The sequence below is a fragment of the Tahibacter amnicola genome (genome assembly GCF_025398735.1).
GTDB classification, from domain to species: domain Bacteria; phylum Pseudomonadota; class Gammaproteobacteria; order Xanthomonadales; family Rhodanobacteraceae; genus Tahibacter; species Tahibacter amnicola.
On the sequence record NZ_CP104694.1, the window covers coordinates 1,870,722 to 1,888,126 of the forward strand.

General features: G+C 66.0%; 13 protein-coding genes and 1 pseudogene. 8 read left to right on the forward strand and 6 right to left on the reverse strand.

The annotated features are described in order from the left end of the window. Positions 1-116 precede the first annotated feature (116 nt). Positions 117-2,291, forward strand: a complete 2,175-nt coding sequence (locus N4264_RS07780; protein WP_261696489.1) for a M9 family metallopeptidase — start codon at positions 117-119, stop codon at positions 2,289-2,291. 106 nt (positions 2,292-2,397) lie between these two features. Here N4264_RS07780 and N4264_RS07785 read toward each other — a convergent pair whose 3' ends face one another. Continuing rightward, positions 2,398-3,243, reverse strand: coding sequence for a hypothetical protein (locus tag N4264_RS07785; RefSeq protein WP_261696490.1), 846 nt, complete (start codon positions 3,241-3,243; stop codon positions 2,398-2,400). A gap of 171 nt (positions 3,244-3,414) precedes the next feature. Continuing rightward, positions 3,415-4,917: an aminotransferase class III-fold pyridoxal phosphate-dependent enzyme gene (locus N4264_RS07790; RefSeq protein ID WP_261696491.1), complete on the reverse strand. Its 1,503-nt coding sequence runs from the start codon at positions 4,915-4,917 to the stop codon at positions 3,415-3,417. 270 nt (positions 4,918-5,187) lie between these two features. Between N4264_RS07790 and N4264_RS07795 the strand changes: the two genes are divergently transcribed. The 7 genes from N4264_RS07795 to tgt all read left to right on the forward strand — a co-directional run bounded on the left by N4264_RS07795 (position 5,188) and on the right by tgt (position 13,104). Beyond that, entirely contained in the window at positions 5,188-6,078 is an 891-nt protein-coding gene (locus tag N4264_RS07795; RefSeq protein WP_261696492.1) for an ABC transporter ATP-binding protein, read from the forward strand. Next, positions 6,078-6,839, forward strand: coding sequence for an ABC transporter permease (locus N4264_RS07800; protein WP_261696493.1), 762 nt, complete (start codon positions 6,078-6,080; stop codon positions 6,837-6,839). Before N4264_RS07795 ends, N4264_RS07800 begins: the two co-directional genes overlap by 1 nt. A 33-nt stretch (positions 6,840-6,872) precedes the next feature. Further along, positions 6,873-8,036, forward strand: a complete 1,164-nt coding sequence (locus tag N4264_RS07805) for a sensor histidine kinase (RefSeq protein ID WP_261696494.1) — start codon at positions 6,873-6,875, stop codon at positions 8,034-8,036. A 35-nt stretch (positions 8,037-8,071) separates the two neighbouring features. Beyond that, complete coding sequence (locus N4264_RS07810) at positions 8,072-8,674, forward strand: response regulator transcription factor (protein ID WP_261696495.1); 603 nt, start codon at positions 8,072-8,074, stop codon at positions 8,672-8,674. Positions 8,675-8,763: 89 nt separating this feature from the next. Beyond that, complete coding sequence (locus N4264_RS07815; RefSeq protein ID WP_261696496.1) at positions 8,764-10,866, forward strand: hypothetical protein; 2,103 nt, start codon at positions 8,764-8,766, stop codon at positions 10,864-10,866. A gap of 29 nt (positions 10,867-10,895) precedes the next feature. Further along, on the forward strand, positions 10,896-11,948 hold the full coding sequence (gene queA, locus N4264_RS07820; protein WP_261696497.1) for a tRNA preQ1(34) S-adenosylmethionine ribosyltransferase-isomerase QueA: 1,053 nt from the start codon (positions 10,896-10,898) through the stop codon (positions 11,946-11,948). 31 nt (positions 11,949-11,979) lie between these two features. Next, the gene (tgt, locus tag N4264_RS07825; RefSeq protein WP_425508315.1) at positions 11,980-13,104 is read left to right on the forward strand and encodes a tRNA guanosine(34) transglycosylase Tgt; all 1,125 of its coding nucleotides are present in this window, start codon (positions 11,980-11,982) and stop codon (positions 13,102-13,104) included. Between the two features lie 47 nt (positions 13,105-13,151). On the opposite strand, the gene N4264_RS07830 is transcribed toward tgt, so the two are convergent. The 4 genes and pseudogenes from N4264_RS07830 to metG all read right to left on the reverse strand — a co-directional run bounded on the left by N4264_RS07830 (position 13,152) and on the right by metG (position 17,391). Next, a complete protein-coding gene (locus tag N4264_RS07830; protein ID WP_261696498.1) occupies positions 13,152-14,012 on the reverse strand; it encodes a hypothetical protein in 861 nt (286 codons plus the stop codon). 200 nt (positions 14,013-14,212) lie between these two features. Then, positions 14,213-14,661 (reverse strand): annotated as a pseudogene (locus N4264_RS07835) (RnfABCDGE type electron transport complex subunit B); the annotation flags it as partial. 56 nt (positions 14,662-14,717) lie between these two features. Then, positions 14,718-15,290 carry an Rnf-Nqr domain containing protein gene (locus N4264_RS07840; RefSeq protein ID WP_261696499.1) on the reverse strand — a complete coding sequence of 191 codons (573 nt, stop codon included), beginning with the start codon at positions 15,288-15,290 and terminating at the stop codon, positions 14,718-14,720. Between the two features lie 22 nt (positions 15,291-15,312). Further along, a complete protein-coding gene (gene metG / locus N4264_RS07845; protein ID WP_261696500.1) occupies positions 15,313-17,391 on the reverse strand; it encodes a methionine--tRNA ligase in 2,079 nt (692 codons plus the stop codon). Between the last annotated feature and the right edge of the window lie 14 nt (positions 17,392-17,405).

Sequence of the window (17,405 nt, forward strand, 5' to 3'; positions counted from 1 at the left end):
CCGCGGCGCACGCCGCCTCCGATCCCGAATCGGGGCAGATACCGCCTCAAGGCTCGAACCAGGACATCGCACACATCGGCAAAGGGCCGAGAACGGGCGCGCAGCCGCCGCAGCGCGTGCCCAGCGAAGTGCATGTCGACTACGATCTGCCGGACCCCGCTGTCTCCCAGGCGCTCGCCCGAAGCACAGCCCACGCGGATGCATCACGCGCAACGCTGGCCTGCGATCTGTCCGCCTATGCATCGGCGTCAGGCAGCGCGCTCGTGTCGCTGGTGAAATCGGCCGGCTTCACCGAATGCGTATCACCGTTATTCAACGTGACAGGTACCACGGCGGGGCAGATCTTCGCCGAGGCGAAGATGGTGACCATTGCCAATGCGATGGCCGCCGATGCACCGACGTATCCGGGCGACAACTCCCAGCTGATGCTCAACCTGGTGTCGTTTCTGCGCGCGGGCTACTACGTGCAGTTCTACCAGAGCGCAGCCGTCGGCACGTATGGCGCGCCGCTGCGCAACGCGATCCGTCCGGCGCTCGATGCGTACGTCGCGAACAGCCATTTCCTGGACGTGACGGCGGGCCACGGTGACGTGCTGCGTGAAGTGGTCACGCTCATGGACAGCTCCACGGAGAACGCCCGCTACCTGCCGACACTCAAGGTGCTGCTCAACAGCTACGGCAACGCGCATCGCACGATTGCCAGCATGCAGGCAGCGACCAATAGCGTCTTCACGGTGCTGTGGCGTGGCCACCAGTTCGATGACTATCGCGCGGCGGTCGTCGCCGACGGTTCGATCGTCATCACGCTGGCGGACTTCATCGCCAACAACGCGGTCGACCTGGATACGGGGCGCGAATACCTGATCACCAATGCCGGGCGCGAGATGGCCCGCTTTCTCGACAGCACCCGCTACGTACCCAACCCGCAGGCCAGTGCGCGTCCGCGCGTGAAGAACATCCTGACGACCTATCCCATGGTCGGCACGGGCGGCCGGCTGTGGGTCGCCGTCGCTGCGGCCGCCGAGTACTACGATCCGGGCAACTGCGCCTATTACGGCATCTGCAACTTCCAGACGGCGCTGGAAGCCCAGGTGTTGCCGACCACCCATGCCTGCAGCCCGACGCTGACCTTGCGCGCGCAGAACCTGACGCCCCAACAGATCCAGGACACCTGCGCGACGCTCGGCGGAGAGGAAACCTTCTTCCACCAGAAGATGGCGACCAACAACACGCCGATTGCCGGCGACCTCAACGCCAATTTGGAAATGCTGGTGTTTGACAGCAGTGCGGACTACCAGGCCTATGCCAGCGTGCTGTTTGATATCGACACGAACAACGGTGGCATCTACATCGAGGGTGATCCCACCCAGGCCGGCAACCAGGCGCGCTTCTTCTGCTACGAAACCGGCACGCCGGGTACGTCGTCGTGGGAGATCTGGAATCTCTGGCACGAATACATTCACTACCTGGACGGCCGCTTCAACCTGAAGGGCGGATTCTGCGACCAGCCACTGGGTGGACTTTGCGACGGCGGCGGTTTCACGGGCCCGCGTGGTTCACTGGTGTGGTACATCGAAGGACTGGCCGAGTACCTGTCCTACAGCTATCGCGACCTCGTCTACAGCCGCGCCGTTCAACAGGCCACCAGCTCAAGCTGGGCGTTGTCGGATCTTTTCCAGACGGTCTACAGCACCGATTTCGCTCGCACCTACCAGTGGGGCTACCTGGCGACGCGTTTCGTATACGAGTACCGCCGGACCGAGCTGAACCAGATGCTGCAGAACTTTCGCAGCGGACTCTACGATCCCGCGCACTACAACCACATCAACGCGATCGGCACCAGCTGGAACGCGGACTTTGCCGCCTGGGTGCAGTGCTTCGTGGCGGCGAACGGCAATCCGGTGGACTGCGTTCCCGACCGCATCATGAAGGGCAACTTCGAGCCGCCGCCGCCGCTGCCCGAATGTACCAATCCGGACGTGCGCGCGCTGGAGAACGGATGCCGTCGCACCAACCAGGCATCCTCCAGCGGCGACACGCACTATTTCGTGTGGGTACCGACAGGTCTTTCGAAGCTGACGGTGAAGATATCCGGAGGTACGGGCAACGCCGACTTGCACGTGCGCGCCGGTACCTGGGCCTATACCAACGCCTACGACTACCGTCCCTACCTGCCCGGCAACGATGAGACCGTCGAGGTGAACAATCCGGCCGGCGGACAGTGGTGGTATGTGATGCTCAATGCGCGCGCGCCCTACACGGGTGTGGAAATCAGCGCGAAGTTCAATTAGCCACAAACCCTTTGGAGCGCCGGCCTTCGCGGGTCGGCGTTTCCCTTCGTGAGCGACGTGGCGCACACGACCGGCCCCGGCAGCGGGGCCGTCTTTTTCTGCGCCATCAGCTGCCCAGCTCGATGATCTCGATGCCGAGGTAGGCGTTGATCGCATGCACGGCATTGGCCAGGGGCTCCTGTACGTGGGGCGCGTAGAGCGCACCGCGGTCCGCGGTTTCCATCCAGCCGAACAGGGACTGGCGCAGCTGTTCCTCGGTGCGGATGCGCAGGTGCACGTCCTCGAGAATGCGCACGTACTCGCTCTGTGTCGGGCTGGCACCGATAGCCGTGAACACGGCCGCGAGCGCTGCCATGAAGGCTTCGGCGGTATCGGGCAGGCCGAAATCGTCCGGGCGGAAGTCCAGGAAGGCGCGGCTGGCATCCGCGTGCACCCGGAAGCTCACCTTTGCCAGCGAGTGGTACAGCGGTTCCTCGGACATCAGCACCAGCAGGAAATGGGCCGGATTGGCGATGACGGTGCCCTGAGCCGCGTGCCATTCGCGCGTCTGCACGAAATGGTAGAGACGGATGTGGTCGTTGAATTCCGCGGCCTGCAGCTGGTCGAGAATGAGGATGGTACGGGCGCCTTCGGAGTAGGCGCAGGCCTCCGTCACGATGCGCTCGAAGGCGGAAAGCGGTGTATCGACCGTCTGCGGCGCCTCGCCTTCTTCCGTCACCACGATCGGTACCGGCGGCGGGGCGGGGCTGGTGAAGTCGTGATACAGCACGTGCGGGAAATCCAGCGCGTGAGCCAGGGCGTTGGCCAGCGCGGTCTTGCGGCGGCCTGACGCGCCGGTGATGTTCATGCAGCGCAGGTGCGATACATCTGATTCGAAGACGCAGCGCAGCGGATACTCGTAGTCGTCGTTGGACTCAAAACCGAAGTCGGCCAGTTTCCGGCGCAGGCTCATGGGCAATACCGCTCAAGGGGCAACTCGCGTAGCCTAGAGCGCTACCCGGTCATTGGAAAGCCGGCGGCACGCTCGCCGGACGTGCGTTGCGGAGATTCACACAACCGTGGCGTGTGGAAGAAAAAAGGCCCGCACTGGGCGGGCCTTCCTGGAAGCATGGCGCGGGCGCGATCAGGCGGCCTTGGCGCTGTCGGCGCTCTTGCGCGGGCCGTTCAGCAGGGCCTGGCGAACGCCGTCGACCACCAGGTCCACTTCCGCTTCGGTGATGGTGAAGGTCGGCGTGAAACGCAGCGAGTTGGTACCACCGTGGATGACGCCGATGCCGTTCTCGCGCATAAACTCTTCGGTGCTATGGGTGCCGTAGCACTTGAATTCTGCGCTCAGCTCGCACGAGAACAGCAGGCCCGTGCCCTGCACCTTGGTGATGTAGCCCGGCAGCTCGGCCTTGAGCGCTTCGAGCTTCTGCACGAACTGCTGACCCCGCAGACGGATGTTGGCCTGTACATCCGGCGTGAGCATCGACAGCACGGCGCAGGCGACGTCCATCGCGCGCGGATTGGTCGTCATGGTGTTGCCGTAGATTCCCTTCTTGTACAGGCCCGCGGCGCGCTCGCCCACGGCCAGCACGGAAAGCGGGTACTGGCCAGCGTTGAGCGCCTTGGAATAGGTCTCCATGTCCGGCGCGGCCAGCTTTTCAAAGCCCGGGTAGTCGATGATCGACAGCACGCCGTGGGCACGCAGACCGGCCTGGATCGAATCGACCAGGAGCAGCGAACCGTGCGCAAGCGTCAGCTCGCGCGCGGCGGCGTAGAACTCCGGCGTCACCGAACGGCCCGGGTCGCCTTCGCCCATCACCGGCTCCAGGAACATCGCTTCGATGAACCAGCCGTTCTTGTCGGCATCGGCGAAGACCTGCTTGAGCTGCTCGACACTGTAGGGCTCGACCGTCAGCAGCGTGCCCTCGTCGCGGAAGCTCGCCAGGTGCTGCACGTAGGTCTTGCGGGTGGAATCGGAATAGACGGCCGGGCGTTCGGTACGGCCATGGAACGCCCCCTTGACGGCCAGGCGCTTGATCGCGCGGCCCGCGTGGCGGGCACCGGCGTCGGTCATCAGCTTGGCGTTCACGTCCACGATGCGCGATGCCAGCGACACCGACTCAGAGCCGGAATTCAGGCACAGGAAGCGGGTGTACGGGCAACCGCCGCGGCCGCTACCGATAGCGGCCTTGAGCGCGCGCGACAGCTTCAGCTGCGAGACGTTTGGCGTCATCACGTTGGCCATCGGCTGCGGGCGGCTCATCGCCTCGATCACCGGTGCCGGGGTGTGGCCGAAACCGAGCATGCCGTAGCCGCCCGAATCATGCACCACGGCGCCCTTGAGCGTGACGATCCACGGGCCACGCGCGGCCAGGGCGACGTACGGGTTCACCGAGTCATCGGTGTAGAAATTGACGTAGTCGGCCTGGATCTGCTGCATCTGGGCGGCTTCGTCCAGGGCCAGCAGTTCCGGCAGGTCGCGCTGCAGCGCGAGGAACTGCTCATGGGCGGCGTCGACAGCGGCGACCAGCTCCGGCGAGGTGGCGGCGAAGCGGGCAATGGTCGCGTCGGACAGGCCGCGGGTGCGGGCGGCACCACCGGCGGAACGCAGGACGTTGAGTTTGTCGATCAGCTGCATGGCTCGCTCCACAAAAAATACGACACGCACAGGCCACGGGTGCCTGTGGGTCACGGAATTGGCAAGGGTGCCTTTACGGCGGATGCCAGTCTAACAGAGGGTATTGGTCGACCATTGGGGCCGATCCGAGGCTGTCGGATGGTGCCAATTTGGCGATGGGGAAGGTGAAGAACGCGCATGACGCTTGTCAGGATGCGTGGCTGACGCCCGCGACTGGGTCCGCGCAGGCCGCCGGACTAGGGTAGAGCCATCTTCGGTGGAGACCAGTGTATGCATACCGACGTCGTCGCGGAATTGGCGAATGTGACCAAGCGTCACGGCGCGGTCCTGGCGCTGGACCAGGTCAGCCTCGGGATCCGGGCCGGCGAGGTGTACGCCCTGCTCGGCCCGAATGGTGCCGGCAAGTCGACCGCGATCGGTTGCCTGCTCGGCCTGCTTCCGCCCGATGCCGGGCAGGTCCGGCTGTTCGGCCTGGCGAACCGGGCGATGGCGGCACGCCGACGCGTCGGCGTGATGCTGCAGACCGCGACCCTGTCGGAAAATCTCACAGTAATCGAAGTGCTGAACCTGGTCCGCAGCTACTACGAGGCGCCGCGCAGCATTGCGGATATCGTCGCCATGGCCGGGCTGCAGGAGATCCTGCAGCGGCGCTATGGCGCGCTGTCCGTGGGCCAGCAGCGTCGCGTGCAGTTTGCGCTGGCGGTCTGCGGACGTCCGGACCTGCTGTTTCTCGATGAACCGACCGTCGGAATGGACACCGAGTCACGCACCTACCTGTGGAGCACGGTGCGCCACCTCGTCGGCGGCGGCTGCGCCGTGGTGTTGACGACGCACTATCTGGAAGAGGCCGAGGCGCTGGCGCACCGGGTCGGCGTCCTGGCACGCGGGCGGCTCGTCGCCGAGGGCGACATCGAGACGATCCGCGCCCGCGTCAGCTATCGCCAGATCCGCTGTGTCAGCGGGCTGGACCTGGCACAGCTGTCCGGCTGGAGCGGCGTCCACGACGCCGAGCGCCAGGGCGAATGGCTCAACATCACCACACGCGAGCCGGAAACCGTGCTACGCCGATTGTTGCAGGCCGACACGGCCGTTCGCGAACTGGAAGTGCGGCGTGCAGGCCTCGCCGAAGCCCTGAATGAAATCACCCGGGAGGCTGCGTGATGTTTGACCTTGTCATCGACCCGCGTGCGCGCAACAGCCTGCTGCAGGAAATCCGCTGCGAATTCCTGCGCCTGTGGCGCTCACCCAGCTTCATCGTTCCGACGTTGCTGTTCCCGGGCATGTTCTACGTGCTGTTCGGTGTGATCCTGACGATGAGCAAGTCATTCCAGGCCGCCCACTACATGATGGCCTCGTACTGCGTGTTCGGCGTCATTGCACCCGGACTGTTCGGCTTCGGCGTCACGGTCGCCCTGGAGCGCGAAAAGGGCCTGCTCGCGCTCAAGCGCGCCTTGCCGATGCCACCGGCCAACTACCTGCTGGCCAAACTGGCCACTGCCATCGCGTTTGCGCTGGTGATCTACCTGGAGCTGTGCGTACTGGGTGCGACGCTTGGCGGCGTGCGCCTGGAAGCGGCGCAGTGGCTCCAGTTGTCGCTGGTGCCGCTCCTGGGCGTGCTGCCGTTCTGCGCGCTGGGCCTTCTGGTCGGCTGCCTCACGACAGGGCAGGGCGCACCGGCGGTCGGCAACCTGATCTACCTGCCGCTGGCGTTTCTGTCGGGCCTGTGGATACCGCTCTTCGCACTACCCAAGGTCTTCCAGATGCTCGCGCCCCTGTGGCCGGCCTGGCATCTGGGACAGCTGGCCCAGGCGGCGATCGGCCAGCCACACACCGGCACTGTGTTCGAACATGTCACTTACCTGGCCGGTTTCACCGCGATCCTGTTCTATTTCGCCCAGCGACGCCTGGCCAGGGTGGGCTGAGCATCACCGGCACAAACATGCAACGATAGGCGAATGAGCTTCCTCGACCATCCTCGTCTGCTGCGCTGGCGGGCCCGCCTCATCCCCGAGTCGCGGGGCGTCGGCTGGCTGCCGTTCGCGAGCCTGGGCTACATGTGTTTCCTGTGGTTGCCGGCGCTGATTCCGAAGGTGGTTCCCGCCAACTGGGTCGGAGCCACCAGCCTGGCGGTGGCGCTGTTCCTGCCGTTGTATTTCCGTGCGCACTGGGCGCGGCCACGCGAGCTGATGCTGATTCTGCTGGCCATGTGGTCGCTCGGCGTCTGGCTCGAGCCGTTCAATCCGTTCTCCAACAACATGGTGATCTTCGCCTGCGCCCTGGCACCGTGGGTGGGATCGCCGCGGCGGTCAACCGCCGTGGCGTTCGGCTTGATCCTCAGCTATTGCGCTGCCCAGCTGCTCATCGACAGCCGCTCCCTGTTTTCGGCGGCGATCACCGTGATCGTCGGCACGGCGGTCTACGTCAGCAACTACTTCTATTGCGAGTCCAAGAACAAGCAGCGGGAACTGAGCCTGTCGCACGACGAGGTGCGCCGGCTGGCGGCCCTGGCCGAGCGCGAGCGCATTGGCCGTGACCTGCACGATCTGCTGGGCCACACCCTGTCGCTCATCGCCATCAAGACAGAACTGGCCACGCGCCTGTGGGAGCGCGACAGCCACGCGGCGCGCCAGGAAGTGCTCGAGGTCGAGCGCGTGGCGCGGGAAGCGTTGGCACAGGTCCGGCGCGCTGTCAGCGGGATCCGTGCGGCCGGCCTCGCGCCGGAGCTGGCGTCGGCGCGTTCCATGCTCGAATCCAGCGGCATCCGGTTCCAGTACGACATGGGCGAAGCCCAGTTTCCGCCGGAGGTGGAAACCTGCGTCGCACTGGCCGTGCGCGAGGCAGTGACCAATATCCAGCGCCATTCCCAGGCGTCCCAGGCCTGCGTGCGGCTGGAACGGCAGGGCGACACGGTCGTGGTGCACGTGACGGACGATGGTCGTGGCGGCGACATCGTTCCGGGCAACGGGCTCACCGGCATGCGCGAGCGCCTGCATACCATCGGGGCGACGCTGACTGTCGATTCCTACAACGGCAGGGGCACGCATGTGCAGATGCGCGTGCCGGCACTGCCGCTTGAACGCGAGCCGGCGCGCATTGAGAACCAGGCGCGGGCTTTGTAGGCTGCGCCCCCAGACAACCAGGATGATTCCCTTCCATGATCCGCGTGATGCTGGCGGAAGACCAGGCCATGGTGCGCGGCGCGCTCAGCGCCTTGCTTCGGCTGGAGCCCGATATCGATGTCGTTGCCTGCGCAGCCGATGGCCAGGAAGCCTGGCGCCTGCTGCAGGAACATCGCCCCGACGTGGTGGTGACCGACATCGAGATGCCCGGCCTGACCGGGCTTGAGCTGGCGCAGCGCATCCGCGAGCGCGAGATCGTCTGCAAGGTCATCATTGTCACCACGTTTGCGCGCCCGGGCTATCTGCGCCGCGCGCTCGAAGCCGGCGTGGTCGGCTATCTTTTGAAGGATGCGCCGGCCGAGCAACTGGCCGAGGCGCTGCGAAAAGTCCATCGCGGCGGCCGCGTGATTGATCCGCAGCTGGCCGTGGACGCCTGGAGTGACGCCGACCCCCTCAACGATCGCGAACGCCAGGTGCTGCGCCTGGCGGGCGAGGGCCAGTCCGCGGGCGAGATCGCGGCGACGCTGCGCCTGTCGCAGGGTACCGTGCGGAATTACCTCTCCGAGGCGATCGGCAAGCTGGGCGTCGGCAATCGCATCGAGGCCTACCGCCTGGCACGGCAGAAAGGCTGGCTATGATCCGGGGCAGGGATGCCGGCGACAATGCGCGCAGTCGCCACTGTCTGCGCCAAGGCGTTCGCCGGGGCTGCGTCACCATCGTCCTTGCCATGACGCTCTGTGGCCCGACCTTGGCCTGTGGTCCGAGTTTCCCGGTGGAGTTGCTATCGGATCGAAAGCAGACGCTCACGCACCTGATCGACGGCACGTTCGACTACGAAGCGTCGCACCTGGTAACGCCGCCGGCGGGGCTTCCCCGCGCCAGTGTCGACGCCTATGGCTACGACCTCTCACCCTCGCGGGAAACCGTCGAGAAAAACGAACTGGGCGAAGCGTACTCCCGCGTGGAAGCGATGCGTTCGGCTGCGACGGACGCCGAGGCCTGGCAGGCGGGCGAAGGGTTGGACGAGGAGATCCGGCTGTACGCGGCCGGCGCCCGCGCTTTCCACGCCGGTGATGATGACAGCGCCCGCGCGCGTTTCGAAGCATTGCTGGCCCTGCCGCCATCGGCGCAGGCGCGACGCGGCATCTGGGCCCGCTACAACCTGGGGCGCATGGCAGTGTTTGGTGTGGGCGAGGAGGTCGAGCCGGAGTACAGCGACCGTTCCGCCGCGACGGCCATTGCTGCCTTCCAGGCCGTGCGCTCGGCGGTTGCCGGCGGAACGGCGGATCCGCTCGGACTGGCCGTGGCCAGTTTCGGCGAAGAGGCCCAGGTTGCTTTGCGCCGGAACGATCTGGCCGGCGCGGTCACGTTGTACGCGCAGCAGGCTGCGCTGGGTTCGCCCGGCGGACGGGCCTCGCTGCTGATACTGGCGCGGCGGTTGTTTGCCGATGACGCCTCGGTGGAAGTGGCGATGGCCCATCCGGTGCTCCAGAAACTCGCCGCCGCGTACTTGTATACGCGTGCCGGACTCTTCGACGAGGCCTCGGAGGTGACCGAGGCGGCGCTCGCGCGATACCTGGCGGCGGTGGAGCGGATCGATCCGGCCAGCCTTGCCGGCGTCGAGACATTTGCCGCGGCCGCTTATCGTGCAGGACGTTTCGACCTGGCCGCGCGGCTGTCGATACGCAGCGATGCGCCGCTGGCCTGGTGGGTCCGCGCCAAGCTGGCCCTGCGGGATGGCCGGCAGGATCTTGCGGCCGAAGCGTACGCGAAGGCGGCCGCGGCGTTTCCAGCCTCCGAAGACTGGGGATCGCGGATCCATCCCGAATACGGATACCGCGACGAGACGCTGCGCCCACAATGCCGGGTCAACGGCGAACGGGGTGTGCTGGCGTTGTCGCGTGGCCACTACGTCGAGGCGTTGCGACTGTTCCATTCCGCAGGCTCCGTGTACTGGCTGGACCTGGCACGCCTGGCCGAGCGCGTGGTCACGGTGGACGAACTCAAGCAGTTCGTCGATAGCAACGTGCCGGCACCCGCCGTCGCCATCGCGTCGCCAGCACCGCATGACGACGTCTGGTGGCTCGAACGCCATCCGGATCTCCAGCTCCGCGCATTGCTGGGCCGGCGATTGATGCGGGCGGGTCGATACGACGAGGCACCCGCCTATTTCAGCCATAACGTGAAAACGGTCGCCGACCAGTACATCGCCGCCCGGCGTGCTGCCGGCACGAGGGATCGCATCGCCGCTGCACGGGCCCTGTTCGAGGCGGGAACGCTGTTGCGGCGACACGGGATGGAAATGCTGGGGGCCGAGCTGTCGCCAGACGCGTTCGTGTTCGGCGGGTCCTATGCCTGGGACGAGCCGGCACTGGTCGAAGGCCCGCTGGTGCAGCGCGGCGAGATGGATCGCGCCGCAGCCAGCCGCGTGATTCCCGATAGCCGATTCCACTACCGGCGCCTGGCGGCCGACCTGGCGTCGCAGGCTGCCGATCGCCTGCCGCCCCGTTCCCAGGCCTTCGCGGCGACGTTATGCACCGCCGCGCGCTGGATCGGGCACGCGGAAGGGGCCCATGAACAACGGCAGGCCTATTACCGGCGCTATCTGCGGGAAGGCGCGCTGGTCAATTTCGCCGGCAGTTTTGGTGAAACCTGCCCGGCTCCGGATTTCGATGGCGCGGCGCGGCGCCTCCGGGCCGAGCAATGGGCGGCCATCAAGCGCCAGGTCCGGTTGGCTATTCCCGTCGTGGCCTGGGGGATGCTGGCGGCCGGTGTCGCGATCCTGGTCTGGCGCTGGCAGCGGCGACGCGTGGCCCGGGATCGGCGATAATCGCGGACCCGCCGGACCGTAAATCCGGCATGACGGCCAGCCCGCTTGAAAAGTCCGACTTCCATTTCGACCTGCCGGTCGACCTGATCGCCCAATCGCCCCTTCCGCAACGCTCCGCGAGCCGCCTGCTGGTCCTTGACGGTACCAACGGCGATCTCGCCGACCGCCACTTCACCGACTTGCCCGACTACCTGCGGTCCGGTGACCTGCTCGTCTTCAACGACACCCGCGTCCTGCCGGCGCGCCTGCACGGCCGCAAGGAGACCGGCGGCGCGGTGGAGATCCTGATCGAGCGCGTCGTCGGTCCGCACCAGGCACGTGCGCAACTGGGCGTCAGCAAGAAGCCCCGTCCGGGCAGCCGGATCGAGCTGGCCGACGGTACGACCGTTACCGTGCTTGGACGCGACGGCCCATTCTTCGACCTGGCCTTCGACCCGGCCGAGCCGCTGGAGAAAATCCTGCTGCGACTGGGGCGCATGCCGCTGCCGCCCTACATCGAGCGCGCCGCCGACGACAGCGATGACGAGCGCTACCAGACGGTCTTTGCCACGCGCCCCGGCGCAGTGGCTGCACCGACGGCGGGGCTGCATTTTGACCAGGCGCTGCTCGATGACCTCGCGGCGCGCGGCGTGTCCTTCGGGCATGTCACCCTGCACGTGGGTGCGGGCACGTTCCAGCCGATCCGTACCGAGAGCCTGCACGATCACGTGATGCATCGGGAGTGGTTGAACGTCGGTGCCGAGCTGGTCGAGAAGATGCGTCGCACGCGCGAACACGGGGGACGCATCTTCGCGGTCGGCACGACGGTCGTCCGTGCGCTGGAAAGCGCCATGCGCGATGGCGTCGTGCAGCCGTTTGCCGGCGAGACCCAGATCTTCATCTTCCCGGGTTATCGCATCGCCAGCGTCGATGGACTCATCACCAATTTCCACCTGCCCGAATCGACCTTGCTGATGCTGGTCTCCGCCTTCGCCGGCCGCGATCGCATCCTCAGTGCCTACCGGCACGCCGTCGAGCAGCGCTACCGGTTTTTCTCCTACGGCGACGCGATGCTCATTTTTCCCGACGGCACCACGCACTGATCCGCCGGCGCGTGACGAGACGATAACCACCATGAAATTCGAACTGATTGCCACTTCGGGCTCGGCGATGGGCCCGGCCCGACGCGGTCGTATCCATTTCCCGCGCGGCACGATCGAGACGCCGGCCTTCATGCCGGTCGGCACCTACGGCTCGGTCAAGGCGATGCTGCCGCGGGATATCAAGGAAATCGGCGCCCAGATCATCCTGGGCAATACCTTTCACCTGTTCCTGCGTCCGGGCCTGGACGTCATCGGCGACTTCGGCGGACTGCACGACTTCATCGGATGGGACCGGCCTATCCTCACCGATTCGGGCGGATTCCAGGTGTTCTCGCTGGCGCACAAGCGCAAGATCACCGAGGAAGGCGTGACCTTCGCATCGCCGGTTGATGGCTCGAAAGTGTTCCTGAGCCCGGAAGAATCGATGCGGATCCAGCGCGTGCTCAACTCCGACATCGTGATGATCTTCGACGAGTGCACGCCGTATCCGGCGACGCACAAGCAGGCGTCCGATTCGATGGAGTTGTCGCTGCGCTGGGCGGAGCGTTCGCGCCGCGCCCACGAGGGCAATGCCAACGCGCTGTTTGGCATCGTGCAGGGCGGCGTGTATCCGGATCTGCGCGAACGCTCGGCCAGCCGCCTGCAGCAGATCGGCTTCGACGGCTACGCTGTCGGCGGGCTGGCGGTCGGCGAGCCCGAGGCGGAACGCAACCACACGCTGGAAGCGACCGTACCGCTGCTGCCCGCGGACCGTCCGCGTTACCTGATGGGCGTGGGCCGGCCCGAAGATATCGTGGAAGCCGTGCGTCGCGGCATCGACATGTTTGACTGCGTCATGCCCACGCGCAACGCGCGCAACGCACACCTGTTCACGCACAGCGGCGTGCTGCGGCTGCGCAACGCGCAGTACGCGCGCGATCCACGGCCGATCGACGAATCCTGCGGGTGCTACACCTGCCGTTCGGGCTTCAGTCGCGCCTATCTGCGTCACCTGGACAAGTGCAACGAAATCCTCGCCTCGCAGCTGGCAACGATCCACAACCTGTATCACTACCAGGAACTCATGGCCAATCTGCGCGCGGCGATTGCCGATGACCGCCTGGATGATTTCGTGGCGGAGTTCTACGCAAGACGTCGCAGCGAAAAAACGGCCTGACACAAACCGGGCAAGGCGATGCGGTGCAAGCCGCATCGCCTGCGCCGTCACGGCGTTTCCGGTACCTGCAGGTTGCCGACCGGCGTGACGTGCCAGGGGCCCCAGGCGCCATTCTGGAACACGCGGAAATACACCGTGCGGCCGTCGTCCGACAGCATGTCCTGGCGCACCAGGCCCGACGGCGTGATGCCCTGGCTGAAGCTGCGGATCGCTACCAGTCCCGGAATCTGCGCCGCGACCGAAGCCGCATACCACGCGCCCCAGGTCTGGTTCTCGTAGAAGCGGAAATAGATCGTGCGGCCATCACCGGAAACGACCGTTTCCTTCAGGCGCCGGCCGATCGCGGCGTCGCGTCCTTCCTGGTCGAAGCTGCGAATCGTGGTGACGCCGGGGATGCCCAGGCTTTCCACCGTGGAAGTGACCCACGGGCCCCACTCGTACCATTCCTCGTTGAACGTACGCGAATAGATTTCCGTGCCGTTGCTGGAAAGCGCGTATTCCTTGGGCTGGTTGAACGCGTTCGGACCGTGGCTGAAGGAGCGAATTGCGGTGACGCCGATATCACCGAGCACGTTGACCACCGGATTCGACTTCCACGCGCCCCAGCGCGGACCCTGCTGGGCCTTCTGGTGGAGCACTTCACCGTTCTCGCTCAGGGCGAAGAGCTTGGCGCGGTTGTCGGTGGCGACGTCGGCCGTGGTGATGTCGAAAGCGAGGATCGTCCCGGCGGTACCGGCAATGGCGCCGCCCGGCTGGCCGATGTTGTCGTCGCCCGCGTCGAGCAGATCCAGCGCCGGCATGCGCTGCGGTGGCGACACGACGCCATTTGCGCCCGCAGCGACTGCGGAATGCGCGCTAGCCAGGGACAGCGCGGCGACGAGACAGAAGTTCAGTGCATTCTTCAGCATGGAAGTTTTCCCGTAAGCCTTGAAGCAAGGCGAAGGGGAGTACGAGATCCGGTGCAAATCCTTTCGCTCGCCGGAAAACACATTCGCGGCAACGTGCAGAAGGCCACAGTCGTCACTGTGGTAAATGCAGACCTGATTCGCCGCTGGTGCGGCGGAGTCCGGGAGAGTGCGCTTTGTGGTTCTCAGTGCCGCAGGGCTGGAGGTGCCGGCGGCGTGGCCTGCGCCACCAGCGGCAGCGCGATGCAGTCCACGGGGCAGGGCGGCAGGCACAGTCCGCAACCGGTGCAATTGTCCGCCAGCACCGTGTGCATGACCTGTGGCGCGCCGATGATGGCGTCGACGGGGCACGCCTGGATGCACTTGGTGCAGCCGATGCACAGCGCTTCGTCGATCAGCGCGACCACGCGCGGCGATTCCATGCCGTGCTCGGGATTGAGCGGCTTGGATTCGCGCCCGAGAAGCTGTGCGAGTTTCCGGATTCCGTCAGCGCCACCGGGGGGCACTGGTTGATATCGGCCTCGCCGGTGGCAATAGCCTCCGCGTAGGGGCGGCAGCCGGCGTAGTGGCACTGCCGGCACTGCGTTTGTGGTAGCAGGGCATCGATGCGGTCGGCGAGCGGACGAGCGTCGGGCTCTGCGGGTGCCGGCAGCGTTCGCAGTGCGATCACCAGCACCGCCACGATCGCCAGCAGCACGAGAACCGTGGTCATCGAACGGCCAGGCCGGCAAAGCCGGCGAAGGCGAGCGCCAGCAGGCCTGCCGTCAGCAACGTGACCGGCAATCCCTTGAACGCCGCGGGTACCGCCGCCTCGGTCGTGCGATCGCGCAGTGCGGCAAGCAGCACGCACACGAGGGTGAATCCGACGCCGGTGCCGAAGCCTGCCAGCAGTGCTTCTGCGAAACCGGTTGGCGCCGTCGCCGCAAGACCGGCGCTGAGCACCGCGGCATTGGTGGCGACAAGCCAGCCGTCCGTACCGACTGCAGCGGCCAGCCGCGTGCTGCTTCCACGAAGCAGTGCGACCAGGGCGCTGACGACGGCGACGACGCTGATGAGTGCGATGGCCCGCACGGCGACCATGGCCATGGCATCGGGCAGCGCACGCTGCAAGGCCCACATAGCGGCCGCCACGGGCGTGGCGACCACGGTCGTCAGCACGCCGATGCGCCAGGCGGCGTCGACGCGATCCTCGCTGCAAGCCCGGTCTACACCGGACAGTTGTGCGAGCACGACGTTATTGACCAGCGCCGCGCCGATGAATGTCATCCACAGGGACTGCATCGCACGCGGCGCCGCTGAGGGCTTACTTCACCGGCATGCCGGCGGTGGCACCGGCGTCGACGTCGAGCAGGTGCAGGTCGCCGCCGCCGCTGCCGGCGGACAGGATCATTCCTTCGGAGATACCGAAACGCATCTTCCGCGGCGCGAGATTGGCGATGAACACCACGTTGCGGCCGACCAGCTTTTCCGGCTCCTGGTAGGCCGCACGGATTCCCGAGAAGATCTGGCGCTTGCCCAGATCACCGGCATCCAGCTCGAAGCGCAGCAGTTTGTCCGAGCCGTCGACGAATTCGCACACGAGCACCTTGCCGATGCGCAGGTCGAGTCTGGCGAAATCCTCAATGCCGATGTTCGGCAGTGCGGCGCTGTCATTCGCCGCAGCGGGCGCGGGCGCGGCGACAGCTTTGGCAGGCGGCGCGGCGGCAGCGGTTTCCGGGGCGGATTTGAGATCTTCTTTGCTGGCTTCGGTCATGGCGGTGATCTGTGCAGGGTCGATGCGCGTCATCAACGGCTGGAATTCGCGCACGGTGTGGTCGAGAAGCGGATGCTCGATGTCGTCCCAGCGATGCACGGGGGCGACGAGGAAATCTTCGGCGCGGACGCAGGTCTGCGGCAGGATCGGCCGCAGGCAGGCCGCGAGCACGCGGAACAGGTTCAGGCCCTGGGTGCACACGGCGAGCAGTTCGGCCTCGGCGCCTTCCTGCTTGGCGATAACCCAGGGCTTCTTGTCGTCGATGTAGCGGTTGGCTTCGTCGGCGAGCGCCATGGTCTGGCGTACCGCGCGGCTGAATTCGCCTTCGGCGTAGGATGCAGCCACTTCGCGCGCACCGGCGACGAATCGCCCGTACATGGTCGGATGGGGCAATGCGGCCGCGAGGCGGCCGCCGAAGCGCTTGGTGACGAAGCCGGCGCAGCGGCTGGCGATATTGACGAACTTGCCGACCAGGTCCGAGTTCACGCGCGCGACGAAATCGTCGAGATTCAGGTCGAGATCGTCGACGCCGGCGCCGGTCTTGGCCGCGAAGTAGTAACGCAGATATTCCGGGTTCAGCCCGCAATCAAGGTAGGTGCGCGCCTGCACGAAGGTGCCGCGTGACTTCGACATCTTCAGTCCGTTGACGGTGAGATAGCCGTTGACGTGCAGCGCCGTCGGCGGGCGCATGCCCGCTCCGAACAGCACCGACGGCCAGAACAGGCCGTGGAAATTGATGATGTCCTTGCCGATGAAGTGATGCAGCTCGGTGGTGCTGTCCTCGCGCAGGTAGGCCTCGAAATCCAGGCCCTTGGTGTCGCAGTAGGCCTTGAAGCTCGACAGGTAGCCGATCGGGGCATCGAGCCACACGTAGAAGTACTTGCCGGGCGCGTCGGGAATCTCGAAGCCGAAGTAGGGCGCGTCGCGCGAGATATCCCAGTCGCGCAGGCCGCCTTCGGCGTCCAGCCACTCCTGCAGCTTGGCCTTGACGCCCGCATGGGCCACCGGCCCCTGCAGCCATTGGCGCAGGAAATCGGTAAATTTCCCTAATTCAAAAAAGTAGTGTTCCGATTCGCGCAGTACGGGCGCGGCACCGGAAACGACCGAGCGCGGGTTTTTCAGGTCGGTCGGCTGGTACGTGGCACCGCAGTTCTCGCAGCTGTCGCCGTATTGGTCGGCGGTGCCGCAGTTGGGGCATTCGCCTTTGATGAAGCGGTCCGGCAGGAACATCTGCTTGACCGGGTCGAACAGCTGCTGGATGGAACGCTGTGCGATCACGCCGGCCTCGCGCAGGCGCCGGTAGATCAGTTCGGTGACCTCGCGATTGGTGTCGCTGTGGGTCGAGTCGTAGTGGTCGAAGGCGACGCCGAAATCGGCGAAGTCGCGTTCGTGATCCTTCTGCATTTCCGCCACGAAGGCTTCCGCCGACACGCCTGCCTTCTCGGCGGCCAGCATGATCGGCGTGCCATGGGTGTCGTCGGCGCAGACGAAATGCACGGTCCGGCCCGCCATTCGCTGTGCGCGCACCCAGATGTCGCCTTGGGTATAGCCCACCAGGTGGCCCAGGTGCAGCTGGCCATTGGCGTAGGGCAGGGCGCAGGTCACGAGAATGGGGCTGGTGGATGTCATCCGATGGCTTCCGG